The sequence below is a fragment of the Bradyrhizobium sp. WSM2793 genome, from assembly GCF_000379585.1.
Taxonomy (GTDB): domain Bacteria; phylum Pseudomonadota; class Alphaproteobacteria; order Rhizobiales; family Xanthobacteraceae; genus Bradyrhizobium.
This window is the reverse complement of record NZ_KB902835.1, coordinates 79,022-101,860: the sequence shown is the minus strand read 5'-3', so window position 1 is coordinate 101,860 and position 22,839 is coordinate 79,022. Positions and strand designations below refer to the sequence as shown.

Annotated in this window: 21 protein-coding genes; 15 read left to right on the top strand and 6 right to left on the bottom strand. The window is 66.0% G+C overall.

Annotation, left to right across the window (positions count from 1 at the left end):
• Positions 1-9: 9 nt before the first annotated feature.
• Positions 10-843, bottom strand: coding sequence for a hypothetical protein (locus A3AS_RS49730; RefSeq protein WP_245283402.1), 834 nt, complete (start codon positions 841-843; stop codon positions 10-12).
• On the opposite strand from A3AS_RS49730, the gene A3AS_RS0139885 reads away from it, so the two are divergent.
• Both A3AS_RS0139885 and A3AS_RS0139880 read left to right on the top strand, forming a co-directional pair.
• Positions 799-3,162, top strand: a complete 2,364-nt coding sequence (locus A3AS_RS0139885; RefSeq protein WP_245283401.1) for a ribonuclease E/G — start codon at positions 799-801, stop codon at positions 3,160-3,162. The genes A3AS_RS49730 and A3AS_RS0139885 overlap by 45 nt on opposite strands.
• A gap of 68 nt (positions 3,163-3,230) precedes the next feature.
• The gene (locus A3AS_RS0139880; RefSeq protein ID WP_018323011.1) at positions 3,231-4,463 is read left to right on the top strand and encodes an FAD-binding oxidoreductase; all 1,233 of its coding nucleotides are present in this window, start codon (positions 3,231-3,233) and stop codon (positions 4,461-4,463) included.
• Positions 4,464-4,548: 85 nt separating this feature from the next.
• On the opposite strand, the gene A3AS_RS0139875 is transcribed toward A3AS_RS0139880, so the two are convergent.
• From A3AS_RS0139875 to A3AS_RS0139865, 3 genes are all read right to left on the bottom strand, one after another.
• A complete protein-coding gene (locus A3AS_RS0139875; protein WP_018323010.1) occupies positions 4,549-5,883 on the bottom strand; it encodes a dicarboxylate/amino acid:cation symporter in 1,335 nt (444 codons plus the stop codon).
• An 85-nt stretch (positions 5,884-5,968) separates the two neighbouring features.
• Positions 5,969-6,526: a biotin transporter BioY gene (locus A3AS_RS0139870; RefSeq protein WP_018323009.1), complete on the bottom strand. Its 558-nt coding sequence runs from the start codon at positions 6,524-6,526 to the stop codon at positions 5,969-5,971.
• An 89-nt stretch (positions 6,527-6,615) separates the two neighbouring features.
• Entirely contained in the window at positions 6,616-7,803 is a 1,188-nt protein-coding gene (locus tag A3AS_RS0139865; RefSeq protein ID WP_018323008.1) for a pyridoxal phosphate-dependent aminotransferase, read from the bottom strand.
• 177 nt (positions 7,804-7,980) lie between these two features.
• Between A3AS_RS0139865 and A3AS_RS0139860 the strand changes: the two genes are divergently transcribed.
• From A3AS_RS0139860 to aat, 10 genes are all read left to right on the top strand, one after another.
• Positions 7,981-9,381, top strand: a complete 1,401-nt coding sequence (locus tag A3AS_RS0139860; RefSeq protein ID WP_020508823.1) for a M48 family metalloprotease — start codon at positions 7,981-7,983, stop codon at positions 9,379-9,381.
• Positions 9,382-9,469: 88 nt separating this feature from the next.
• Entirely contained in the window at positions 9,470-10,237 is a 768-nt protein-coding gene (locus A3AS_RS0139855) for a DsbA family protein (RefSeq protein ID WP_018323006.1), read from the top strand.
• Between the two features lie 208 nt (positions 10,238-10,445).
• Positions 10,446-11,246 carry a DUF1236 domain-containing protein gene (locus A3AS_RS0139850; RefSeq protein ID WP_018323005.1) on the top strand — a complete coding sequence of 267 codons (801 nt, stop codon included), beginning with the start codon at positions 10,446-10,448 and terminating at the stop codon, positions 11,244-11,246.
• Positions 11,247-11,504: 258 nt separating this feature from the next.
• Positions 11,505-11,972 carry a type II 3-dehydroquinate dehydratase gene (gene aroQ, locus A3AS_RS0139845; RefSeq protein ID WP_018323004.1) on the top strand — a complete coding sequence of 156 codons (468 nt, stop codon included), beginning with the start codon at positions 11,505-11,507 and terminating at the stop codon, positions 11,970-11,972.
• Between the two features lie 37 nt (positions 11,973-12,009).
• Entirely contained in the window at positions 12,010-12,498 is a 489-nt protein-coding gene (gene accB, locus A3AS_RS0139840; protein WP_018323003.1) for an acetyl-CoA carboxylase biotin carboxyl carrier protein, read from the top strand.
• Positions 12,499-12,579: 81 nt separating this feature from the next.
• On the top strand, positions 12,580-13,938 hold the full coding sequence (accC, locus tag A3AS_RS0139835; RefSeq protein ID WP_018323002.1) for an acetyl-CoA carboxylase biotin carboxylase subunit: 1,359 nt from the start codon (positions 12,580-12,582) through the stop codon (positions 13,936-13,938).
• Positions 13,939-14,045: 107 nt separating this feature from the next.
• Positions 14,046-15,563 carry a CHASE3 domain-containing protein gene (locus tag A3AS_RS0139830; protein WP_026202860.1) on the top strand — a complete coding sequence of 506 codons (1,518 nt, stop codon included), beginning with the start codon at positions 14,046-14,048 and terminating at the stop codon, positions 15,561-15,563.
• A gap of 5 nt (positions 15,564-15,568) precedes the next feature.
• Entirely contained in the window at positions 15,569-16,009 is a 441-nt protein-coding gene (locus A3AS_RS0139825) for a response regulator (protein WP_018323001.1), read from the top strand.
• Positions 16,006-17,109 carry a sensor histidine kinase gene (locus A3AS_RS0139820; protein ID WP_018323000.1) on the top strand — a complete coding sequence of 368 codons (1,104 nt, stop codon included), beginning with the start codon at positions 16,006-16,008 and terminating at the stop codon, positions 17,107-17,109. Before A3AS_RS0139825 ends, A3AS_RS0139820 begins: the two co-directional genes overlap by 4 nt.
• Before the next feature lie 60 nt (positions 17,110-17,169).
• Entirely contained in the window at positions 17,170-17,850 is a 681-nt protein-coding gene (gene aat, locus A3AS_RS0139815; RefSeq protein WP_018322999.1) for a leucyl/phenylalanyl-tRNA--protein transferase, read from the top strand.
• Between the two features lie 16 nt (positions 17,851-17,866).
• Here the strand turns inward: aat and A3AS_RS0139810 are convergent, their stop codons facing one another.
• A complete protein-coding gene (locus tag A3AS_RS0139810) occupies positions 17,867-18,901 on the bottom strand; it encodes a DUF2155 domain-containing protein (protein ID WP_026202859.1) in 1,035 nt (344 codons plus the stop codon).
• A 209-nt stretch (positions 18,902-19,110) separates the two neighbouring features.
• Here A3AS_RS0139810 and A3AS_RS0139805 point away from each other — a divergent pair, with 209 nt between their 5' ends.
• Both A3AS_RS0139805 and A3AS_RS0139800 read left to right on the top strand, forming a co-directional pair.
• Positions 19,111-20,058: an alpha/beta hydrolase gene (locus A3AS_RS0139805; RefSeq protein ID WP_018322997.1), complete on the top strand. Its 948-nt coding sequence runs from the start codon at positions 19,111-19,113 to the stop codon at positions 20,056-20,058.
• 32 nt (positions 20,059-20,090) lie between these two features.
• Entirely contained in the window at positions 20,091-21,095 is a 1,005-nt protein-coding gene (locus A3AS_RS0139800; protein ID WP_018322996.1) for a hypothetical protein, read from the top strand.
• Here A3AS_RS0139800 and A3AS_RS0139795 read toward each other — a convergent pair.
• On the bottom strand, positions 21,092-22,030 hold the full coding sequence (locus tag A3AS_RS0139795) for a GlxA family transcriptional regulator (protein ID WP_018322995.1): 939 nt from the start codon (positions 22,028-22,030) through the stop codon (positions 21,092-21,094). The genes A3AS_RS0139800 and A3AS_RS0139795 overlap by 4 nt on opposite strands.
• A gap of 95 nt (positions 22,031-22,125) precedes the next feature.
• Between A3AS_RS0139795 and A3AS_RS0139790 the strand changes: the two genes are divergently transcribed.
• Positions 22,126-22,812, top strand: coding sequence for a DJ-1/PfpI family protein (locus A3AS_RS0139790; RefSeq protein ID WP_026202858.1), 687 nt, complete (start codon positions 22,126-22,128; stop codon positions 22,810-22,812).
• Positions 22,813-22,839 lie beyond the last annotated feature (27 nt).

Genomic DNA, 22,839 nt, shown 5'->3' with positions numbered 1-22,839 from the left:
GCCTTCCCCTCACCCCCGAATCAGGTGGACCGTCGCGTCACCCGGCAGCGCAGCTAGCGCCCACGGTGAATCGCGCCCGCCGCCGCCAAGAGTTAAGACATGCCCAACAAGATGTTGATCGATGCCACCCACCCGGAAGAGACCCGGGTCGTCGTGGTCCGCGGCAATCGCGTCGAAGAGTTTGATTTCGAGACCGCGCAACGCAAGCAACTGCGCGGGAATATCTACCTCGCCAAGGTCACAAGGGTCGAACCCTCGCTCCAGGCCGCCTTCGTCGAATATGGCGGCAACCGCCACGGCTTCCTCGCCTTCAGCGAAATCCATCCCGACTACTACCAGATCCCGGTCGCCGACCGTCAGGCACTGATCGAGGCCGAGGAACAGGCCCATCGCGAGGCCGAGGAAGAGAGCGAGAACCGCTCCCACGGCCGTCGCCGTTCGCGCCACCGCAACGCCCGCCGCCGCGGTCATGGCGAGCGCGTGCGCAGCGACATCGTCGAAGGCGCAGATCCCGCGGCCCAGCCGATCGAAGGCGCGGCGCTGCCGGAGCACGCCGAGGGCGCCCTGCACGAAGGCGAGCATCTGCACGCCGACGTAGAGCATCACGGCGAGCACGAAGCTCACGATCACCACGATCATGATCATGGCGAGCATGATCACGACGATCATCATGCCCATGATGACGGGCACCTTCACGCTCACGATCATGACCATGGTCACGATGGCGAGCATGATCATCACGACCACGATCACGCCGACGAGACGCCCGCGCCTGTCGCAACGATTGGCGCCGAGCCCGTGGTCGCTGCCGAGCTGCAGGAGACCGCCGCCCCCGAAGCGCATGCGGAAGCTCTGGCTGAGGCCGTGACCTCCGCCGCTGAGCCTGCCGATGCCGTGTATGCTGCGGTCGAGAGCGCCGAGGCGCCGCATGCCGAGGCTGCGGAAACAACCGGCGAAGACGACGAGGACGAGGACGAAGACGGCGAGGAAGCCGAAGACGAAGTCGTTGAATCCGTCGGCGGCGACGACGTGCTGGAGGAGGTGCCGGAGCGCACCTTCCGCCCGCGCCGCCAGTACAAGATCCAGGAAGTCATCAAGCGCCGCCAGGTGATGCTGGTGCAGGTCGTCAAGGAAGAGCGCGGCAACAAGGGCGCGGCGCTGACCACCTACCTCTCGCTCGCCGGCCGCTATGCCGTGTTGATGCCGAACACCGCACGCGGTGGTGGCATCAGCCGCAAGATCACCAGCGCTCAGGACCGCTCGCGCCTGAAGGAAGTGGTGCAGGATCTCGACGTGCCCGAGGGCATGGGAATCATCCTGCGCACCGCCGGCGCCGCCCGCACCAAGCCCGAGATCAAGCGCGACTTCGAATACCTGATCCGGATGTGGGAGACGGTGCGCGACCTGACGCTGAAGTCGCAGGCCCCGACCCTCGTCTACGAGGAAGGCTCGCTGATCAAGCGCTCGCTGCGCGACCTTTACAACAAGGAGATCGACGAGATCTCGGTTGCCGGTGAAGCCGGTTACCGCGAAGCCCGCGACTTCATGAAGATGCTGATGCCCGCCAATGTCAGTGCGGTGAAGCAGTATCGCGACGGCCAGCCGCTGTTCTCGCGCATGGGCGTCGAGAGCCAGCTCGACGCGATGTTCTCGCCGACCGTGCAGCTGCGCTCCGGCGGCTACATCGTGATCAACCAGACCGAGGCGCTGGTCTCGATCGACGTCAACTCGGGACGATCGACCCGCGAGCACCATATTGAGGACACCGCGCTCAAGACCAATCTGGAGGCGGCCGAAGAGGTCGCCCGCCAGCTTCGCCTGCGCGACCTCGCCGGCCTGATCGTCATCGACTTCATCGACATGGACGAGAAGCGCAACAACCGTGCGGTCGAGCGCAAGCTGTCCGATTGCCTGCGGCAGGACCGCGCGCGCATCCAGGTCGGCCGCATCTCGCATTTCGGCCTGCTCGAGATGTCGCGCCAGCGCATCCGCGCCAGCGTGCTCGAGAGCTCGACCGATCCGTGCCCGCATTGCGGCGGCACCGGCCATGTCCGCTCGGTGTCCTCGGTGGCGCTGCAGCTGCTGCGCGGCCTCGAAGAGATCCTGATGAAGGGCGCGACCCACAATCTCGTGGTCCGCACCCGCACCGACGTCGCGCTGTATGTGCTGAACCACAAGCGCGGCCATCTGCGCGATCTCGAGAACGGCTTCAAGGTGACGCTGTCGGTCATCGCCGACGCAAGCGTCAGCGGGCCGCAGGCCTATCTCATCGACCGCGGCGAGCAGGTCCATACGCTGGAAGCCGCCAAGGCGCTGCTGGCGGCGCAGGCGGCAGCAAGCCCGCCGCCGATCGTTGAAGACGCCTACGACGACGAGGAATTCGATTCCGAACTCGAATCCGAGGTCGAAACCGAGGAGACCGAAGGTCTTACGGAGGAGCAGGCTGCGGGCGAGGCAGCTTCCGAGCAGGACGGCCAGCGCCGCAAGCGCCGCCGTCGCCGGCGCGGCCGCGGTGGCCAGCGCGACGGCGAGTTGCGTGAGGATAGCCCTGCCGCCCTCCCCGAGGCGGCCGTTGCGGCCGGCGAAGGCGAAGAGGATGCCGAGTCCGAGCAGGATGGCGAAGAAGGCGAGGAACAGGCGGCCCGCGGCGAGCAGCAGGGCAGCGGTGACCGTCGCCGCCGGCGTGGTCGCCGCGGCGGACGCCGTCGGCGTGGTGGCGGCGAGGACGGTCTCGCCGGCTCCATCAGCGACGAGCTCGCGGCAAATGCACCGTCGGAAGCGTCCGACGCAGTCGCCGATTTCGACGGCTTCGGCGGCGAGGCTGCGCCCTCGATTGCCCAGGCCGAACACACCGCTGAGCCTGAGGTCTCGCAGCCTGAGCCGCGCGCCGAGGTGCAGACCGAGGCGGTGCCGGCCCAGCCTCAGCCGGTTGCCGCGGAGGAAGAGCCCGCCGACGACAAGACCGCGCGGCGCCGCTCCACGGTCCGGGAAAAGGTGAGCTTCCTGTCGAGCAGCCCGATCGAGCCCGCAGCCCCGATTGCGCAGGCGCCTGAGCCGGCCGCCCCGCCGGCAGCTGAACCCGTGCCGGAACCGGCAAGCGAAACACCGGCGGCGCCACGCCGCGCCGGCTGGTGGTCGCGCCGCTTCGGCGGCGGTGAATAAAGCCGAACACTCAAGAGAAAACGCCCGGGTCAAGCCGGGCGTTTTTTGATTTGGCGAGGTCAGTTCCAATGCAAAGCGCAATTGTTCTCGGCGGCGGCATGATCGGCGTGAGCGCGGCGCTGCACCTCCAGCAGCGCGGCTGGGCCGTCAGGCTCGTCGACCGCAGGGAGCCGGGCCGCGAGACCAGCTACGGCAACGCCGGGATGATCCAGGCCGAAGCGGTCCGCCCCTATCCGATGCCGCGCGACCTTGCGACGCTGCTGAAGATCGCGACCGGCCGCACCAACGATGTGCGCTACAGCCTGTCTTCGCTTCATCTCCATATCGAGCCCCTGCTCCGCTACTGGTGGCATTCGGCCCCGAAGCGCCATCGCGAGGCCGTCGACGCATGGGCGCGGCTGATCGCCTACGCGACGAGCGAGCACGACATCCTCATTCGCGAAGCCCATGCCGACAATCTCATCCGCCGCGCCGGCTATCGCATGCTGCATCGCGATGCCGCTTCATTCGATCTGGCGATCAAGACGGCGGAGGAAGACCGCCGCGAGTTCGGCGTGAATTTTCGCGTGCTCTCCGGCAGCGAGCTTGCCAGGGTCGAGCCGGTCCTGCGCGACGATCTTCCCGGCGCGATCCATTGGCTCGACACCTGGACCGTGTCCGATCCCGGCGCGCTGGTCACGGCCTATGCCGAGCTATTCGAGCGCCGCGGCGGCGCCATTGTGCTTGGCGATGCGCAGTCGCTGCGGCAAACCGCGACCGGCTGGTCGGTCGATACGGACCAGGGGCGTCTCGACGCCGCCAACGCCGTCGTGACCCTCGGGCCGTGGTCGCCCGATCTCCTTCACAAATTCGGCTATCGCATTCCCCTGGTGCGCAAGCGCGGCTACCACATGCATTACAGCGGCGGCGCGTCGCTCGACCTGCCGCTGATCGACAAGGCCGGCGGTTATGCCATGGGGCCGATGGCCAAGGGCATTCGCATCACCACCGGAGCCGAGCTGACGAGCCCGGATGCACTCGCGACGCCCGTGCAGCTTGCCAGCGCCGAAGCATCCGCACGCGAACTGATCGACCTCGGCAAGCGCGTCGAGCCGGATCCGTGGTTCGGCACCCGCCCCTGCACGCCCGACATGCTGCCGGTGCTCGGGCAAGCTCCGCAGCATCCCGGCCTCTGGATGAATTTCGGCCACGGCCACCAGGGCTTTACCCTCGGACCTGCGACCGGGCGCCTGCTCGCCGAGATGATGAGCGGCGAGACGCCTGCGATCGATCCGATGCCGTACCGGCCGGAGCGGTTCTAGCCGAAAGAAAAAGGGCTGATCGAGCAGCTCGACCAGCCCTATGACTTCAAGGTCTGACAGCGCAGCTCGCGCCGTCAGGTCCAGATCAGTCCGTCGTGATCGCCGTCTCCATGTCGGTCGGATCGATCTGCTTGGAGAGGTTGGCGTTGAGCTTGTCGCGGTCGAGCTCACCCTCCCACCAGGCGACGATCACGCAGGCCACGCCGTTGCCGCAAAGATTGGTCAGCGCGCGGCACTCGCTCATGAACTTGTCGATGCCGAGCACGATCGCCATGCCCGGCACGAGGCGCGGATCGACCACGGCCAGCGTCGCCGCCAGCGTGATGAAGCCCGCGCCGGTGATGCCGGAGGCGCCCTTCGAGGTCAGCATCGCCACGACCAGGATGGTGAGCTGCTGGCTGAAGCTGAGATCGACGCCGAGCGCCTGCGCGATGAACAGCGTCGCCAGCGTCATGTAGATGTTGGTGCCGTCGAGGTTGAACGAGTAGCCCGTGGGCACTACCAGACCGACCACCGACTTGGAGCAGCCGAGCCGCTCCAGCTTCTCCATCATGGACGGTAGCGCGCTCTCCGAGGAGGAGGTGCCGAGCACGATCAGCAGCTCGTCCTTGATGTAGGCCAGGAACTTGAAGATCGAGAAGCCGGCCAGGCGCGCGATGATGCCGAGCACGACGAACACGAACAGCGCCGCGGTGGCATAGAAGGTCGCGATCAGACCGATCAGGTTGAGGATCGCACCGGTCCCGAACTTGCCGATGGTGTAGGCCATCGCACCGAACGCACCGATCGGTGCCGCGCGCATCACGATCGAGATGACGCCGAACACCGCATGCGCGGCATCGTCGATGAAGCTGCGGATGGTGTGGCCGCGCTCACCTAAGCTCATGATGGCGAAGCCGAACAGCACCGAGAACAGCAGCACCTGCAGGATCTCGCCCTGCGCGAAGGCGCCGACCACGGTGTCCGGAATGATGTGCAGCACGAAGTCGACGGACTTCTGGCCGGCGGCCTGCTTGGCGTAGTTCGCAACGGCCGCCTCGCTCGCCGCAGCATTGCCGAAGCCTGCGCCCGGCTTGACGAGATTGCCGACGACCAGGCCGATCACCAGGGCGAAGGTCGAGACGACCTCGAAATAGACCAGCGCCTTGACGCCGATGCGGCCGACCTTCTTGGCGTCCTGGATGTGGGCAATGCCGGAGACCACGGTGCAGAAGATGATCGGGGCGATCACCATCTTGATCAGCTTGATGAAACCGTCACCGAGCGCCTTGATCCATTCGTTGGTTGCGAACTGTGGCCACAGCCAGCCGACGATGGCGCCGAGCACGATGGCGATCAGCACCTGGACGTAGAGAACCTTGTACCACGGCTTTGCTGCGGGCGGCGCGATCGGCGCCTCTGCCATCGTTGTCGTCGTCATTGTTTCACTCCCCCTCAAAACGCTGGGCCAGCCAAGATCAACTTGGCCGGCCCTGTCAATTGGAACCGCGAACTCTTTGCGCGCTTTACCGGCGGCGCTCGATCAGCCTGCGCGCCGCCGGCATCAACGTCGCGCCAAGCGCATTCTTGACCAGCGAAGCTGCAATGAACGGCACGATGCCGACCTGCCAGGCCTTTCCAACGCCCAGCCCGAGGCCGAACGCCAGCCAGCCGAACCCGGCGGCCAGAATGACGATATGACCAACCGCCATCGCTGCAAACAGCAGCGCCACGCTGCGATCCCAGCCGCGCTCGGCGAGCCAGCCGGTCACGAAAGCGGCAGCGACGAAGCCGAACAGATAGCCCGCGGTCGGGCCAACCAGCGGTGCAATCCCACCCACCGGTCCGGCGAATACCGGCACGCCAAGCGCGCCCTCGGCGAGGTAGGCGATCATGGTTGCGCTGCCAAGACGCCAGCCATAGGCCGCGCCGATCATCAGCACGACCAGCGTCTGTAATGTCATCGGGACATAGGGCAGCGGCAGGCTGACCTTGGCTGATAGCGCCATCAAAGCGGTGCCGAGCGCAATCAGCACGACGGCACGCATCGCGCCGACGGTTTCGCCCGGCCGGGTCGGCCACATCAATGCGGCGAGAGAAGAATGTGGCGCAGCAGCGGTCGAGACAGATCGGTCAGACAAGTTGAACTCCGGTGGTGGTCGAAAACTGGCGGCTATTTAAGCCAGTGAGCGATCCGGTCAACTGCGTCGCGCATCTCCCCGGGCGAGCGTGCATAAGAAAAGCGAATGAACGATCGGCCGTGAACGGGATCGAAATCGACGCCGGGCGTGGCCGCAACGCGTGCCTGTTCCAGCATCTGCTTGGCGAACTCGAAACTGTCGGAGGTGAAGTCCGAGACGTCGGCATACAGATAAAATGCACCATCGGCCGGCAAGAACTTGCTCAGGCCGGCTTTCGGCAATCCCTCGATCAGAATTCGCCGGTTTTCCTGATAGCCGTGCTTGATCGTCTCCATCTCGGCTGCGCCGTCGAAGGCGGCCTCTGCCGCGATCTGTGACAGCGACGGCACCGAGATCGATAGGTTCTGCTGCAGCCGCTCGATCGGCCGCACCAGAATTTCGGGCACGACCATCCAGCCAACACGCCAGCCGGTCATGCAAAAATATTTCGAGAACGAGTTGATCACGAGTGCGTGCTTGGAGAGCGCGGCCGCGGTGACCGCCGGAAACGCATAATCGAGCCCGTGATAAATCTCGTCCGAGATGAAGCGGATGCCTGCGTCTTCGGCCGCCGCCATCAAGCCGGCGAGCGCTTCGCGGGACATCATCGTCCCCGTCGGATTGGCGGGGCTTCCGACCAGCACGCCCTTCAACGGCGCCTTGCGATGCGCCGCGAGCAACGCCTCGCCGGTGAGCGCATGGCGCGTCTCGTTCGTGGTCTCGATCAGCACCGGCTCGCAACCGAGCGCGGTGAGGATATGGCGATAAGGCGGATAGCCCGGCACCGTCACCGCGACGCGGTCGCCCGGCTCGAACATCGACAGGAAGGCCAGGATGAACCCGCCGGAGGAGCCGGTGGTCACGACGATCCTGTCAGGGCTGACGTCGCAGCCATAGGCATCGCGATAATGGCGCGCGATGCGCTCGCGCAGACCGGGAATACCGAGTGCGGAGGTATAATCGATCCGCCCGGCCTCGAGCGCCGCGTGGGCGGCCGCAATCGCGGTGCTGGGCGCCCCGGCCGCGGGCTGGCCGACCTCCAAATGGATGACATGGCCGCCGGCGGCCTCGATTCGGGCTGCCGCGGCCATGACGTCCATCACCATGAACGGGGGAACATCACTGCGGCGGGAGGGCTCGAGCCACTGCCCCAACCGGTTCCTCAATGTCGCATCGTGCATCGATTTCTGCTATTTCGCTGGCGGGCCGGTGCGTCCGGTCCGGGAAACGGGGCGCTTGCGCCCCAGACTGGCCGCATTGTACGGCTCATAAGGGGTAAGGCTCATAAGGGCATATCGCGTATCCGGTCCGCCGCCAATCGCCAAAACCAATCACGAAACTGCTCTCCAGACCGTTTGATGTTGCTTCAGATCGCATTGCGCAAGAAGGCCACCGCCCTCACCGCCCTCGTCACGGCTGCGGCGATCGCGCTGCTGCCGCTCCCGGCGGCGCGGGCGCAGCAAAAGGGGCCGCCTGTCCTGCGCGACACCGAGACCGAGCAGCTGCTGCGCGAATATACGCGCCCGATCCTGCGCGCCGCGGGTCTGGAGAAGCAGAACATCCAGATGGTGATCCTGAACGACGGCTCGTTCAACGCGTTCGTCGCCGACGGCCGCCGCATCTTCGTCAATTACGGCGCGATCCTTCAATCGGAAACGCCGAACCAGATCATCGGCGTGCTCGCGCACGAGACCGGGCATCTGGCCGGCGGCCATCTGTCCAAGCTGCGCGAGCAGCTCGCCGCCGCCCAGACCCAGATGATCATTGCGATGCTGCTCGGCGCCGGCGCGATCGCCGCGGGCAGCACCCAGCGCAGCAGCGCAGGCAACAACGGGCTGGCCAATGCCGGCGCCGCCGCGATCTCCGCTCCGCAGGAGGTGATCCGCCGGACGCTGCTGTCCTACCAGCGCCAGCAGGAGGAGAACGCCGACCGCGCCGGCGTGAAATTCCTGACCGCGACCCAGCAATCGCCGAAAGGCATGTACGAGACCTTCAAGCGCTTCACCAGTGAGAGCCTGTTCGCCGCGCGCGGCGCCGATCCCTATCTCCAGTCGCATCCAATGCCGGCCGAGCGCGTCGCCGCGCTTCAGGAATTCGCCAGCTCCAGCCCCTACTGGAACAAGAAGGACGATCCCGCGCTCCAGCTCCGCCACGACATGGTGCGCGCCAAGATCTCCGCGTTCATGGAGCGGCCCGAGACGGTGTACCGACGCTATCCCCAGACCAACGACAGCATGCCGGCGCGCTATGCCCGCGCCATCAGCACCTATCTGCACGGCGATCTGCGCAGCGCGCTGGCCCAGATCGACGCGCTGATCCAGGTGCAGCCCAACAACCCGTACTTTTACGAGGTGCGCGGCCAGGCCCTGTTGGAGAGCGGCAAGCCGGCCGATGCGGTCGCTCCGCTGCGCAAGGCCGCGCAGCTTTCCAACAACGCGCCCCTCATCGAGATGTTACTTGGGCAAGCTCTGGTTGGAACCGATAATAAGGCCTACACCGACGACGCCGTTCGGATTCTCCGCGCCGCGGTGGCGCGAGAACCGGAAGCGGTGCTCGGCTATACCCAGCTCGCGATGGCCTATGGCCGGAAGGGCGACTATGCCGAAGCGGATCTCGCCTCGGCGCAAGCCGCTTACCTGCGCGGCGACAACAAGACCGCCCGCGAGCTCGCCACGCGCGCGAAAACCCGTTTCGCTGTCGGCACACCCGGATGGGTCAAGGCCGACGACATCGTGGCGGCGAAGCCGCCGCGCAACTGAACGACGCCCGATAACACGACGTCACGACACCGAGCTTAAGTCCGCCGGGACGTATTCCGAAACCTGCTTTGGATAAAAGGATTTACCTATGCCTTCGCTGCGCCTGCTTGCTCCCGCGTTGTTTGCGCTCGCCCTGTTCGGCGCAGCCGTGCCCGCGTCGGCCGACAATTTCTCCGACACCCAGCGCACCGACATCGAGAAGATCATCAAGAACTATCTCATCAGCCATCCCGAGGTGCTCGAGGAGGCGATGGCCGAGCTCAGCAAGCGGCAGGCCGCGGCCGAGACGCAGAAGCACGAGGCCAGCATCGCGCAGAATGCGGACGCGATCTTCAACTCGCCGCGCCAGGTCGTGCTCGGCAACAAGGACGGCGACGTCACCTTCGTCGAGTTCTTCGATTACAATTGCGGCTACTGCAAGCGCGCGATGGACGACATGCTCACCATCATGAAGGCCGATCCGAAGCTGAAGGTGGTGCTGAAGGAATTTCCGGTGCTGAGCCAGGGCTCGGTGGAGGCTGCGCAGGTCGCGGTCGCCGTGCGCATGCAGGACCCCTCCGGCAAGAAATATCTCGACTTCCACCAGAAGCTGCTCGGTGGCCGCGGCGCGGCCGACAAGGCGCGTGCGCTTCAAGCCGCCAAGGAAGCCGGCCTCGACACCGCAAAGATCGAGAAGGACATCGCCAGCCCCGAGGTGCGCGCCACCATCGAGGAGAACTTCAAGCTCGCCGAAGCGATGGGCATGAACGGCACGCCGAGCTATGTCATCGGCAAGCAGATCGTGATCGGCGCGGTCGGCGTCGAAAGCCTCAAGGAAAAGATCGGCATTGCCCGCTGCGGCAAGGCAACCTGCTGATCATACGTTTTACGATCCTGAAAACCCGAAAAGGCCGGCTGACAAGCCGGCCTTTTTCTTGCGCCGAACGTTGGCGTCTTCGTGCAAAATCATTCATCTGGCATTCAACAAACAAATGCCGCGGAACAGGCGAAGTTCCGGAACAACTCAAATCTCCTTTCGTTGTCGGCGCGGGCAATGACGCAAAGAAACACGTGAGGAGAATTCGATGTTGAACCGCTTTATGATTTCGGTTGCCACGCTCGCGCTCGTCGCCGGCGCCGGTCTGGCGAACGCACAGAACACCATGGGCCGTGACAGCGGCGGCGGCGCCGGTGGCGCGCAGATGCAGCATTCGCAGCCTTCCGGCGGCGCCGCCGAGCGCGGCGCGACCGGCCGCGATTCCATGAGCCATGACAAGGGCACCGTCGGCCAGGCCGGTGGCGCTGGCACCATGAAGTCCGATCGGGCTTCCGAAGACAAATCCGGCGCGATGAAAGACGAGCGCTCCCCGGGCGGCGCGATGAACAAGAACGCGGCCGAGGACAAGGCCGGCGCCACCAAGGGCCAGCGCACCGACGAACGTGCGCAGGACAAGTCCCAGCAGGACAAGTCGAAGAGCATGAGCTCGGACTCGACGACAAAGTCGGACCCCGCCAAGTCTGCCAAGGACATGAAGGCTGAGGACAACAAGGCGGGCGGCGCTGCCAAGACCAACAATGCGGCTACGACCGACAAGTCCCAGACCACGACCGGCACCGCCTCCGCGACGGCTTCCGCGCCGCCGGCCGAAAAGCGGTCTGAAATCTCGACGGCGATCAAGTCGACCAAGATCGAAGAGACGACGAACGTCAACTTCAACATCTCGGTCGGCACCGCGATCCCGGCCTCCGTCCGAGTCCATCCGCTTCCGCCCCGGATCGTGGAGATCTACCCGGAGTGGCGTGGCTATGAGGTGATCTTCGTCCGCGGTCAGTACGTGATCGTCCGTCCGCAGACGCGCGAGATCGTCTACATCATCGAAGGCTAAGCTGCTTCGCTGATCCCCAAATGGGCCCTTGCCGAGAGATCGGCAGGGGCCTTTGGCCTATGCGTCGCCCTCCCCTGCGAGCCTCCCTCCGGCAGCCACGATTAGAACTGGTTAACAAGCGATTTCCGTAGCTTCCACACAGGTTTTTGCACCGGGGATGAGGTACTTGAAGGCCCCTGGGAGGCCCTTCAAGGCTTCCCCTAGGCCGCTTTGTTACCTATAACCCCGCCACGCCGAGCACCTCTTCCCGGGATTGGAATGGCAGAACCTGCAACCGATACGATCCTCGTCCTGAACGGGCCGAACCTCAACCTGTTGGGAACGCGCGAGCCCGAGAAGTACGGCCACGCCACGCTGGCCGACGTCGAGGCACTGTGCCGGGAGACCGCGGCAACGTTCGGCCTCAAGGCCGATTGCCGGCAGTCCAACCGCGAGGGCGAGCTGATCGACTTCATCCACGAGGCGCATGCGCGCAAGATGAAGGGCATCATCGTCAATGCCGGCGGCTATTCGCACACCTCGATCGCGCTGCACGACGCGCTGCTCGCGGTGCAGATCCCGACGGTCGAAGTGCATGTGACCAACATCCACGCCCGCGAGAGCTTTCGTCACCACTCCTACACCGCACGCGCCGCTTTCGCCTCGCTCTGCGGTTTCGGCATCGAGGGCTACCGCCTCGCCATCCAGGGCCTTGCCGCCAAGCTTGCCATCAAGCCCAAAGCCTGAAGCCCCCTCATCAAACAGAACATTCGGATCAAACAACATGGCGCGCCAGCCAGACGACAAAGCAGCCGCAAAGTTTTCCAGCGAGGATTCCGCGCTCGTCCGCGAGCTCGCTTTGCTGCTCGATGAGACCAGTCTCACCGAGATCGAGATCGAACGTGCGGGCCTGCGCCTGCGCGTCGCCCGCAACGTCAGCGTTGCTGCGACCATGCCGATGCAGATGGCAGCCGCTCCCGCCGCCCTGCCGGTCGCCTCCGCCGCGCCTGTCGCCGCCGGACCCGACCTGTCGAAGCATCCTGGCGCCGTCAGCTCGCCGATGGTCGGCACCGCCTATTGGGCACCGGAGCCCGGCGCCAAGCCGTTCATCGAGGTCGGCAGCAAGGTCTCGGTTGGACAGACCCTGCTGATCATCGAAGCCATGAAGACTATGAACCAGATCCCCTCGCCGCGCGCCGGCACGGTGACCCAGATCCTCGTCGAGGACGGCCAGCCGGTCGAGTACGGCGAGCCGCTGGTGATTATTGAGTAAGCGAATGGGGAATAGCGAATAGCGAATGGTCCATCCCTTCCCTACTCGCCATTCGCCACTCGCCATTCGCCACAGGACACCATGTTCGACAAGATCCTCATAGCCAATCGCGGCGAGATCGCCCTTCGCATCCTCAGGGCCTGCAAGGAGCTTGGCATCGCGACCGTCGCCGTGCACTCCACCGCCGACGCCGATGCCATGCATGTGCGCCTGTCGGACGAGAGCGTCTGCATCGGACCGCCGGCATCCAAGGACAGCTATCTCAACGTGCCCGCGCTGCTCGCGGCCTGCGAGATCACCGGCGCCGATGCCGTGCATCCCGGTTACGGCTTCTTGTCCGAGAATGCCCGCTTTGCGGAGATCCTCGCCGAGCACAATCTGCATTTCATCGGCCCCAAGGCCGAGCACATCCGCCTGATGGGCGACAAGATCGAGGCGAAGAAGACCGCCAAGCGGCTCGGCATCCCCGTGGTGCCCGGCTCCGACGGCGCGGTCGGTCCCGATGACGACGCGCTGGCGATCGCCAGGAAGATCGGCTTTCCGGTGCTGGTGAAGGCGGCGGCCGGCGGCGGCGGCCGCGGCATGAAGGTGGCGCACAGCGAGGCCGACCTGCAGGTCGCGCTGTCGACGGCTGCCAACGAGGCCAAATCGGCCTTCGGCGATGCCTCGGTCTATCTGGAAAAATACCTCCAGAAGCCGCGTCACATCGAGATCCAGATTCTCGGCGATGGCCGCGGCGGCGCGATCCATCTCGGCGAACGCGACTGTTCGCTGCAACGCCGCCACCAGAAGGTCTGGGAAGAGGGCCCCTCGCCTGTCCTTGCCGCCGCCGCGCGCGCCAAGATCGGCGAGACCTGTGCGAAAGCCATGCGCGAGATGAAATATCTCGGCGTCGGCACCATCGAGTTCCTGTTCGAGGACGGCGAGTTCTACTTCATCGAGATGAACACCCGCATCCAGGTCGAGCATCCCGTCACCGAGAGCATCACCGACATCGACCTCGTGCTGGAGCAGATCCGCATCGCCGCCGGCGGCGATTTGCCGGCCAGGCAGGAAGAGGTCCAGGTCATCGGCCATGCGATCGAGTGCCGCATCAACGCCGAGAATCCCCAGACCTTCCGTCCCTCGCCCGGCCGCATCCTGCAATACCATCCGCCCGGCGGACTCGGGGTCCGGATCGATTCCGCGGTCTACCAAGGCTACACGATCCCGCCCTATTACGATTCCCTGGTCGGCAAGCTGATCGTGCACGGCAAGACCCGCGCCGAATGCCTGATGCGGCTGCGCCGGGCGCTGGACGAGATGGTCGTGGAAGGCATCGAGACCACGCTGCCGCTGTTCCGCGCGCTGGTGCGTGAAGACGACATCATCAACGGCGATTATCACATCCACTGGCTGGAACAGTATCTGGCCGGCAAGACGGAACCCGCTCCGCGATAAATCCACTTTCGTCGTGGAACCCTTTGGCCCCCCATCGCGTTCTCGACGCGGGGACAGTTCCAAGGGGGCGTTTTGACTTCCGCTGAACGTGACAGAGCGAGGCCGTCGTGACGGCCGAGGCCCATCGACGGCGCGCATTTTGGCAGATCCTGCTGATTTCGGCGGGTCTTCTGATTCTGACCGTGATCAGCGCCGGCTCGGTCTATCTCGTCAACAAGGCGAGGGAAGACAGCACATGGGTGCTTCACACGATCGAGGCGGAGAGCCAGATCAACGCCCTACTGCTTGAAATCCGCCGCGCCGAGAGCAGCGCCCGCGGCTTTCTGCTGACGCAGGGACCGGATTTCCAGTCGGACCACGAGAAGGCCGTCGCAGCGATCATTCCGGCGCTCGACAAGCTCACGCGCCAGATCGGCGACAATCCGGCGCAACGCGACAGCATCGAAAAACTGAGCGCGGCGATCGAGACCCGACTCGACCAGTTCTCGCGCGAAATGAAGTTCGTGAAGGACGGCCAACCGGACCGGGCCACGGCGCTGATCCGCGAGGCCGCGGCCGGCAACACCACAACCACCATCAGCAACCTGGCCAACGCGATGATCCGCGAGGAGGAGCGGCTGTTCCGGGTCCGAACGGCCAACTCCGACCGGAGCCAGACCCTGGCTGCATCGATGACCGGCATCGGCTCCGGCCTCGTCGTGCTGCTGGCCCTGATCTCGACCTGGCTGGTGCGGCGCTCGGCCCGCGCCCGTGACGAGGCCGAAGCGCGCCTGCGCGATGCCAACGTCAATCTGGAGTCCGTCGTCGACGAGCGCACTGCGGATCTGCGCGAAGCCAACGCAGAGATCCAGCGCTTTGCCTATATCGTCAGCCACGATCTGCGCTCGCCGCTCGTCAACATCATGGGCTTCACCAGCGAGCTCGAAGAGCTCAGCGGCGATGTCTTCCGCCGCATCGGCAGCCTCACCCAAGTCCCCGCCGGCGGGCCGCCGCTGGCGCCAGGCGCGCCCGGCGAGATCGTGCTCGAAGGCGCCGACAAGCAGCTCTCGGAGGATTTTTCCGAGGCGCTCGGCTTCATCAAGACGTCGATCGCCAAGATGGACCGGCTGATCTCGGCCATCCTCAACCTCACCCGCGAGGGCCGACGCGAATTCCAGCCGGTGAAGATCGACACCAGCGAGCTGATCGAGGCCATCGTGTCGACGCTGGCGCACCAGGCGGCCGAGGCGCAGGCCGAGATCCACCTCGAGCCGCTGCCTGACATCGTCAGCGACCGGCTCGCACTCGAGCAGATCTTCTCCAATCTGATCGACAATGCGATCAAGTACCTGAAGCGCGGGGTGCCCGGCGAAATTAGAATCCGCGGGCGCACCAAGCTCGGCTACGCTATCTTCGAGATCAGCGACAATGGCCGCGGCATCGATCCGAAGGACCATCAGCGGATATTCGACCTGTTCCGCCGTGCGGGAACCCAGGACAAGCCCGGCCAGGGCATTGGTCTTGCGCATGTGCGTGCACTTGTGCGTCGCCTCGGCGGCACCATGTCGGTATCGTCGGAACTGGAGGCGGGCAGCACCTTCACGATCACGCTGCCGATCGCCTGGAATGTGAGCAACCGGAACTGAGATCGATGACCCAGCCTGTCACCATCATCATGATCGAGGACGATGAGGGCCACGCCCGCCTGATCGAGCGCAACATCCGCCGCTCGGGAGTCAACAACGAGATCGTCTCGTTCCCCAACGGCACGGACGCAATGCAGCATTTGTTCGGCGCCGACGGCTCAGGGCTCGTGCAGAAGGGTAATGCACTGCTGATCCTGCTCGACCTCAACCTGCCCGACATGACCGGGATCGACATCCTGAGGCAGATCAAGGAAAACAAATATCTGAAGGCTTCGCCCGTGGTGGTGCTGACGACCACCGACGATTCCCAGGAAATCAAGCGTTGCTACGAGCTCGGCTGCAACGTCTACATCACCAAGCCCGTCAACTACGAGAATTTCGCCAATGCCATCCGGCAGCTTGGCCTGTTCTTCTCGGTCATCCAGGTCCCTCCCGCCGCCCCATGAACCAGCGCACGCCAACACTGCTCTACATCGACGACGACAGTGCGCTGGCGCGCCTGGTCGATCGCGGCCTGACGCGGCGCGGCTACAGGGTCGTCCATGCCGCGAGCGGCGAGGAAGGCCTGGAGCGCATCCGCCGCGCCGCGGCCGAGGGCGGCATCGACGTGGTGGCGCTCGACCAGTACATGCCCGGCCTCGACGGGCTGGAGACGCTGGAGCAGATCATGGCGATCCCGGGTGCGCCGCCCGTGGTGTTCGTCACGGCCTCGCAGGATTCCAGCATCGCGGTGACCGCGCTGAAGGCCGGCGCGGCCGACTATCTCGTCAAGGACGTCACCGGCGATTTCATCCCCCTGCTCCACGTCGCAACGGAGGGCGCGCTGCGCCAGGCCGAACTGCAGAAGGCGCGCGAGGAAGCCGAGGCCGAGATTCATGCCTCGCGCGACCGCTACGCCGCCCTTGCCGCCGAACGCGAGCTGCTGCTGCGCGAGGTCAACCACCGCGTCGGCAACTCGCTCCAGATCATCGCCTCGTTGCTGCACCTCCAGGCAAGCTCCGCCGCGCAGGACGAGGTCAAGGCGGCACTGACCAACGCGATGGGCCGCGTCGCCGCGGTCGCGCAAGTGCACCGCCGCCTCTACACCTCGCAGGATCTGAAGAGCGTGGTCCTGAACCAGTATCTGGACTCGCTGCTCGAGGATCTCCGCCGCTCCGCCGAAGGCAACCGGATGTCGCGCCTGACGCTGAAGGCCGAGCCGATCGAGATCGATCCCGACCGCGCGGTCGCCGTCGGCATCATCGTCAACGAGCTGGTGATGAACGCGGTGAAATACGCCTATCCCGACGGCGCCGGCCCGATCCATGTCGAGCTGCACGCGCAGGGCGAGGATGTCCTGCTGTCGATCACCGACAACGGCGTTGGTGACAACGTCAAGGCCGATCCGCGCTCCACCGGCATGGGCCAGCGCATCGTTGCGGCCATGGCCTCCAAGCTCGACGCCACGGTCGAGCGCGATCCCGCCCATTCCGGAACCCGGATCGTGCTGAAATTCGCGCGCATGCCGGCAGCCCCCGGCAGGACCAGCACCGCGGCCGCGAGCTGATCTCGCTGCCCTTCTCACCCCCATCGCAACCGCGTCGCGATCCTGCTATGGTTGCGAACCATGACTTCGCGCGACTCCGCCCCGTCTGAAATCACACCGGCCGTGCTGCTGCGCGCCTATGCCTGCGGCATCTTTCCGATGGCCGAAAGCGCCGAAGATCCGACCCTGTTCTGGGTCGAGCCGGAGCTGCGCGGCGTCATCCCCCTCGACGGATTTCGCGTCGCCTCGCGGCTCGCGCGCACCGTGCGCTCGGATGTGTTTCGCGTAACCGTCAACACCGCGTTCAAGGCGACGATCGCCGGCTGCGCCGCGCCGCAGGCCGGACGCGAGGACACCTGGATCAACAAGCGCATCCGTGACCTCTATGGCGGCCTGTTCGAGCTCGGCCATTGCCATAGCGTCGAGGCCTGGCAGGGCGAGGACCTCGTCGGCGGGCTGTACGGCGTCAGCCTCGGACGGGCCTTCTTCGGCGAGAGCATGTTCCACACCGCGCGCGATGCCTCGAAGGTCGCTCTGGTGCATCTGGTCGCGCGGCTCATCCATGGCGGCTTCGAGCTGCTCGACACCCAATATGTCACCGAACATCTGAAGAGCTTTGGTGCGGCCGAGATCTCGCGGCGGCGCTACACCGCGCTGCTCGACAAGGCGCTCGCGGGCGAGCCGGGCGATTTCCTGAAGCTCTCGGCGGGTGAGGCGATCCCAGGCGCACGGGCGCTCGAGATCATCGCCGCGCGGCAATAATCGATAGCCAGAAGGCTTAGCGGCCAAACCCTGGGATACCGAACAGACCTGGTCGCTGCTCCGGCGGCGGAGGCGGCGGCGGTGCCGGTTGCTGCTGCTGGATCGGCGGCAGAGGCTGCGGCGGACGCTGCTGCACCTGTTTCGGCGCGGCCTTCTTCTGCGCGGGCGGCGGCGGAGGTGCAGGCTTGGTCGCCGGATCCGGCGCTGCGGTCGCAATGGTCTGCTGCGGCTCTTTGCAGTCGGTGAGCCAGATGTCGTAGATCGGATGCTCGACGCCGTGCAGGCCCGGGCTTGCCGCGTACATCCAGCCCGAGAAGATCCGCTTCACCTCGCCCTGCAAGGTGATCTCGTCGACCTCGACGAAGGCGTCGGTGTTGGTGGCCTCGGTCGCCGGTCGCGTGTAGCAGGCGTCGGTCTTGACCCTGAGCGCGCCGAACTGGACGGTCTCGCCGATCTCCTCGTCGAAATTGATGATGCGCCCGGTGATCTTGTCGAGCCCCGAGAAGGTCGCCTTCTTGTTCACGATCTTCTGGGCCGGCGGCTCGGTGACGACCTCGTCGCCCGGCTGCAGGCTCGCCGGGGTCTGCGGCACGGCGCCACCCGGCCCGCCCTTCTGCTGCGGCTGGCGACCCGGCGCACCCGGCTGGCCGGCGCCCGGCGGCGCGACCGCCACAGGCGGCGGCTGGTTTGGCGGGGCGACGGTGGAGCCCGGCGGCGGCGCCAGCGGCTGGGTCTCGACTGGCCCCGGCATCACATTGCCCTGCCGGCCCGGCGGCGGAGGCATCGGGCGCGACGGCAGCACGCGGCCCTGCGGCGGCAGCTCCGGCACCTCTTCGTCGTCATCGGGAATCTGCTGCGGCTGGGGCTGGCCGCGCGGAATGTTGCCGGGCGGCCGCAGCGGCGGTGGATCGGAAAAAATCGTGCCGATCTGCGCCTGAGCCGGCGTCGCAACCGTCAGTGCGGTGGCGGCCAAAAACGCCGCAAGACCTGTCAGGGTAATGGTTCGAAACATCTCGCGCGGCTTCAACAGCGAATCGGGCTTGTTGGACATTCTACAGGGGATACCGCCGCTCGCAGGCCCTCCGGTTAACACGGGGAATACGGCGGGGGAAGGGCGGCATCCCTGCCCTGCCCGCTGCCCGCTGGCCAGGGCGGCTGACGGGTGGGATAGTCGGAAAGCCCCTCCTTGGGGGCGCGCGGCGGGCATCGCCCCGAAAATCACATTCAACGATAACCGGAAACCCCGAGGTGCGCCGTTCCATGCCCGTTATGCTCGATCCCGATGCCGCCGCCGTCTATAGGGCGTTCCAGGAGGCCGGCCGCCCCGCTTACGAGACCCTGACCGCGGACCAAGCGCGCGCCTATTACGCTCAGGCCCGCTTTGCCACCAACCCCGAGCCGCCGGAGCTCGCGCGCGTCACGCCGCTATCGATCCCGGCGCCGCACGGGGTGATCCCCACCCGCCTCTACGTTCCCAAGGAGCCACGCCGGCACGACGGCCTGTCGCCGGCGCTGGTGTTCTTCCATGGCGGCGGCTGGGTGATCGGCGATCTCGACTCCCACGACGTCGTCTGCCGCCAGCTCGCGGTTGAGGGCGCGCTGATCGTGATCTCGGTCGACTACCGTCTCGCGCCTGAGCACAAGTTTCCCGCGGCGACTGAGGACGCCATCGCCGCGACCCAATGGATCGCCGCGAACGCACGCGAGCTCGGCATCGACGCCTCGCGCCTGTCGATCGGCGGCGACAGCGCTGGCGGCAACCTCACCGCGGTCGTCGCGCTCGCCGCGCGCGAGGCTGGCGGTCCCGCACTCGCAGGCCAGGTGTTGATCTACCCGGCGACCGACTTCGCCATGGCCCACGGCTCCCACAGCGAGCCCGAGACCAGCGTGCTGCTGACGCATTCGGTGATCCGCTGGTTTCGCGACCACTACCTCAATGGCGCCGCCGACATCCATGACTGGCGCGCTTCGCCGGCGCGTGCGCAAAACCTGGCCGGCCTGCCGCCCGCCTATGTGCTGACCGCCGGCGCCGATCCGCTGCGCGACGAAGGCAACGATTATGCCGAGCGCCTCAGACAGGCCGGCGTATCGGTCACGACCAAGCACTATCCCGGCCAATTCCATGGCTTCTTCACGATGGGCAAGTTGTTGCAGCAGGCCAATGTCGCCGTCGGCGAGATCGGCGCATGGTTGAAGGGATTGGGATGACAGTCCCGTAGCCCGACGCACCAACGATACCGATGCCTGTCCTTCTCCAAACCATCATCACCTTCCCGCTGCGCGTCCTGACATGGCTCGGCAGCCAGGGCACGCGCGGAGTCGCGGCTGTCGTGTTCATCGCGGCTGCGGTGCCACCGCTCGGCGCGCTGCTGCGTCCCTATCTCACCGAGGCAATCCTCTGCCTGCTCTGCATCTCCTTCATGCGGGTCGATCTGGCCGCCCTCTACGGCCATCTGCGCCGGCCGGCGCTGGTTGCAACCGCCACGGCCTGGACCACGATCGGCGTGCCGCTGATCGTCGGATTGATCGCCCACGCAACCGGGCTCACGGCTCGCGCGCCCGGGCTTTCGCTCGCGCTGATGCTCCAGAGCATGGCCTCGCCGATGATGGCCTCTCCGGCACTGGCCGCACTGATGGGTCTCGATGCCACGCTCGTGCTGATCACGCTGGTGACCTCGACCGCGCTGGTGCCCTTCACGGCCTCGCTATTCGCCGGCCTCTTCCTCGGCGACATGCTCAGCGTCACGCCGCTGACGCTGGGCCTGAAACTGCTCGGCATCCTCGCAGCGTCGCTGCTGGCCGCCACAGCGATCCGATGGATCTTCGGCGCGGAGGCGATCCAGCGTCACAAGACGCCGATCGACGGCCTCAACATCATCATCCTCTTCATCTTCGCTGCTGCGATCATGGGCGATGTCGTCAGCGACCTTCTCGCACAGCCGCTGTTCACCCTCGGCCTCGCAGCTCTCTCATTCGCGATCTATTTCACCCTGCTCGCGATCACCACGCTGCTATTCCGCCGCATCGGCACCGAGCGCGCGCTCGCACTCGGGCTGATGGTGTCACAGCGCAATCTGGGCCTGATGCTGGCGGCCACGGCCGGCGCATTGCCGCCCACCACCTGGCTCTATTTCGCGATGACACAGTTTCCGATTCATCTTGCGCCATACATGCTGATGCCGATCGCGCGGCGCCTGACGGTACGCGCGAACACCTCCAGCTCTGCTGCGACGAGCATCCCCTAACCCGCCCGCGCCGCGCGCCGCAGCGCCTGGGGCGGCTGGCCGAAGGCGCGGATGAAGGCGCGGCGCATGCGCTCGGGATCGCCGAAGCCGGTCGCCTCTGCGACCAGCTCGATCGCTTCGCGCGAGGACTGCACGCGCTCGCGCGCGACTTCGAGCCGCAGCCGCTCGATCGCTTTCGACGGCGTCGCGCCGGTCTCGGCGGCGAACGCGCGGGCGAAATGCCGTGCGCTCATGCCGGCGCGATCGGCGAGGTCCTCCACCGTCAGCGGCGCGTCGAGATTTTCGCGCGCCCAGGACAACAGCGCGCCGAAGCGGCCGTTCGGTGTCTTCAGCTCCAGCAGCGAGGAGAACTGCGACTGGCCGCCGCTGCGGCGATGGTAGAGCACGAGCTGCCGCGCGGCCTGCTGCGCGATCTCCTCGCCATGGTCCTCGGTGACCATCGCGAGCGCGAGGTCGATGCCCGCCGTAATTCCTGCCGACGTCCAGACATTGCCGTCGCGGGTGAAGATCTGGTCCGGCTCGAACTTCACCTTCGGATAGCGCGCGACGAAATCGCGCGTCCGTCCCCAATGCGTGGTGGCGCGGCGGCCGTCAAGCAGTCCCGCCTCGGCAAGCACATAGGCGCCCGAGCAGACGCTTGCGACCCGCACGCCGCGCCGCGCCAGCCGCTGCACGAAGGCGCGCGTGACCTCGCAGCGCGCGGCATCCGCAACGCCCGCGCCGCCCGCGATCACCAGGGTCGTGATCGCATTCGCCGACCTGAAATCACGCGCCATCATCTCGACGCCCGACGAGCTGCGCACCAGTCCCGCGCTCGCGGCCAGCACGCGCAGCGCAAGCGTCTTGCCAGTGCAGCGCGCCGCGACCTCGAACACCGAGATCGGGCCGGCCGCATCGAGCAGCTGGAAGTCCGGGAAGATCAGGATGCCGATCATAGGGTATGTCCGAAATAGAGGGAATTACGCCATTTCAGACACAACCGCACCATGCCAATCTTCGCCCGTCAAGCTCATCTTTGGAGGACCTGCCGATGTCGTCACCGCTCCAGATCGGTCTTCTGGTATTTCCGCGCGTCACCCAGCTCGACTTCACCGGTCCCTTGCAGGTGTTTGCCATGGTGCCCGGCGCAAAGCTGCATTTGATCTGGAAGCGGATCGAGCCGGTGCCGAGCGATTCCGTGCTGACGCTGACGCCGACCACGACATTCGCCGATTGCCCGCAACTGGACGTGATCTGCGTACCCGGCGGCCGCGGCACTGACGACCTGCTCAATGACGAGGAGGTGCTCGACTTCCTGCGCCGGCAGGCCGAGGGCGCAAAATACGTCACCTCCGTCTGCACGGGATCGCTGGCGCTCGGCGCTGCCGGTCTGCTCAAGGGCTACCGCGCCGCCACCCATTGGAGCGCGATGGAGATGCTGAGCCAACTTGGCGCCACGCCGACCAAGACGCGTGTCTGCATCGACCGCAACCGCATCACCGGCGGCGGCGTCACCGCGGGAATCGATTTCGCGCTGACGCTGGTGTCGATCCTCGTCAATCGTACCACCGCGGAAGCGATCCAGCTCCAGATGGAATATAACCCCGCCCCGCCGTTCAATTCGGGCTCGCCCGATACAGCGCCGGCCGAAGTAATGACCTTGCTCCGGGAGCGCGGCGCGCAAAACCATGCACGGCGGCTCGAGGCGGTGAAGCGCGCGGCGGAGCGGGTGGTGTAGACGTTCCACTTTCGGCGACGGAACCGA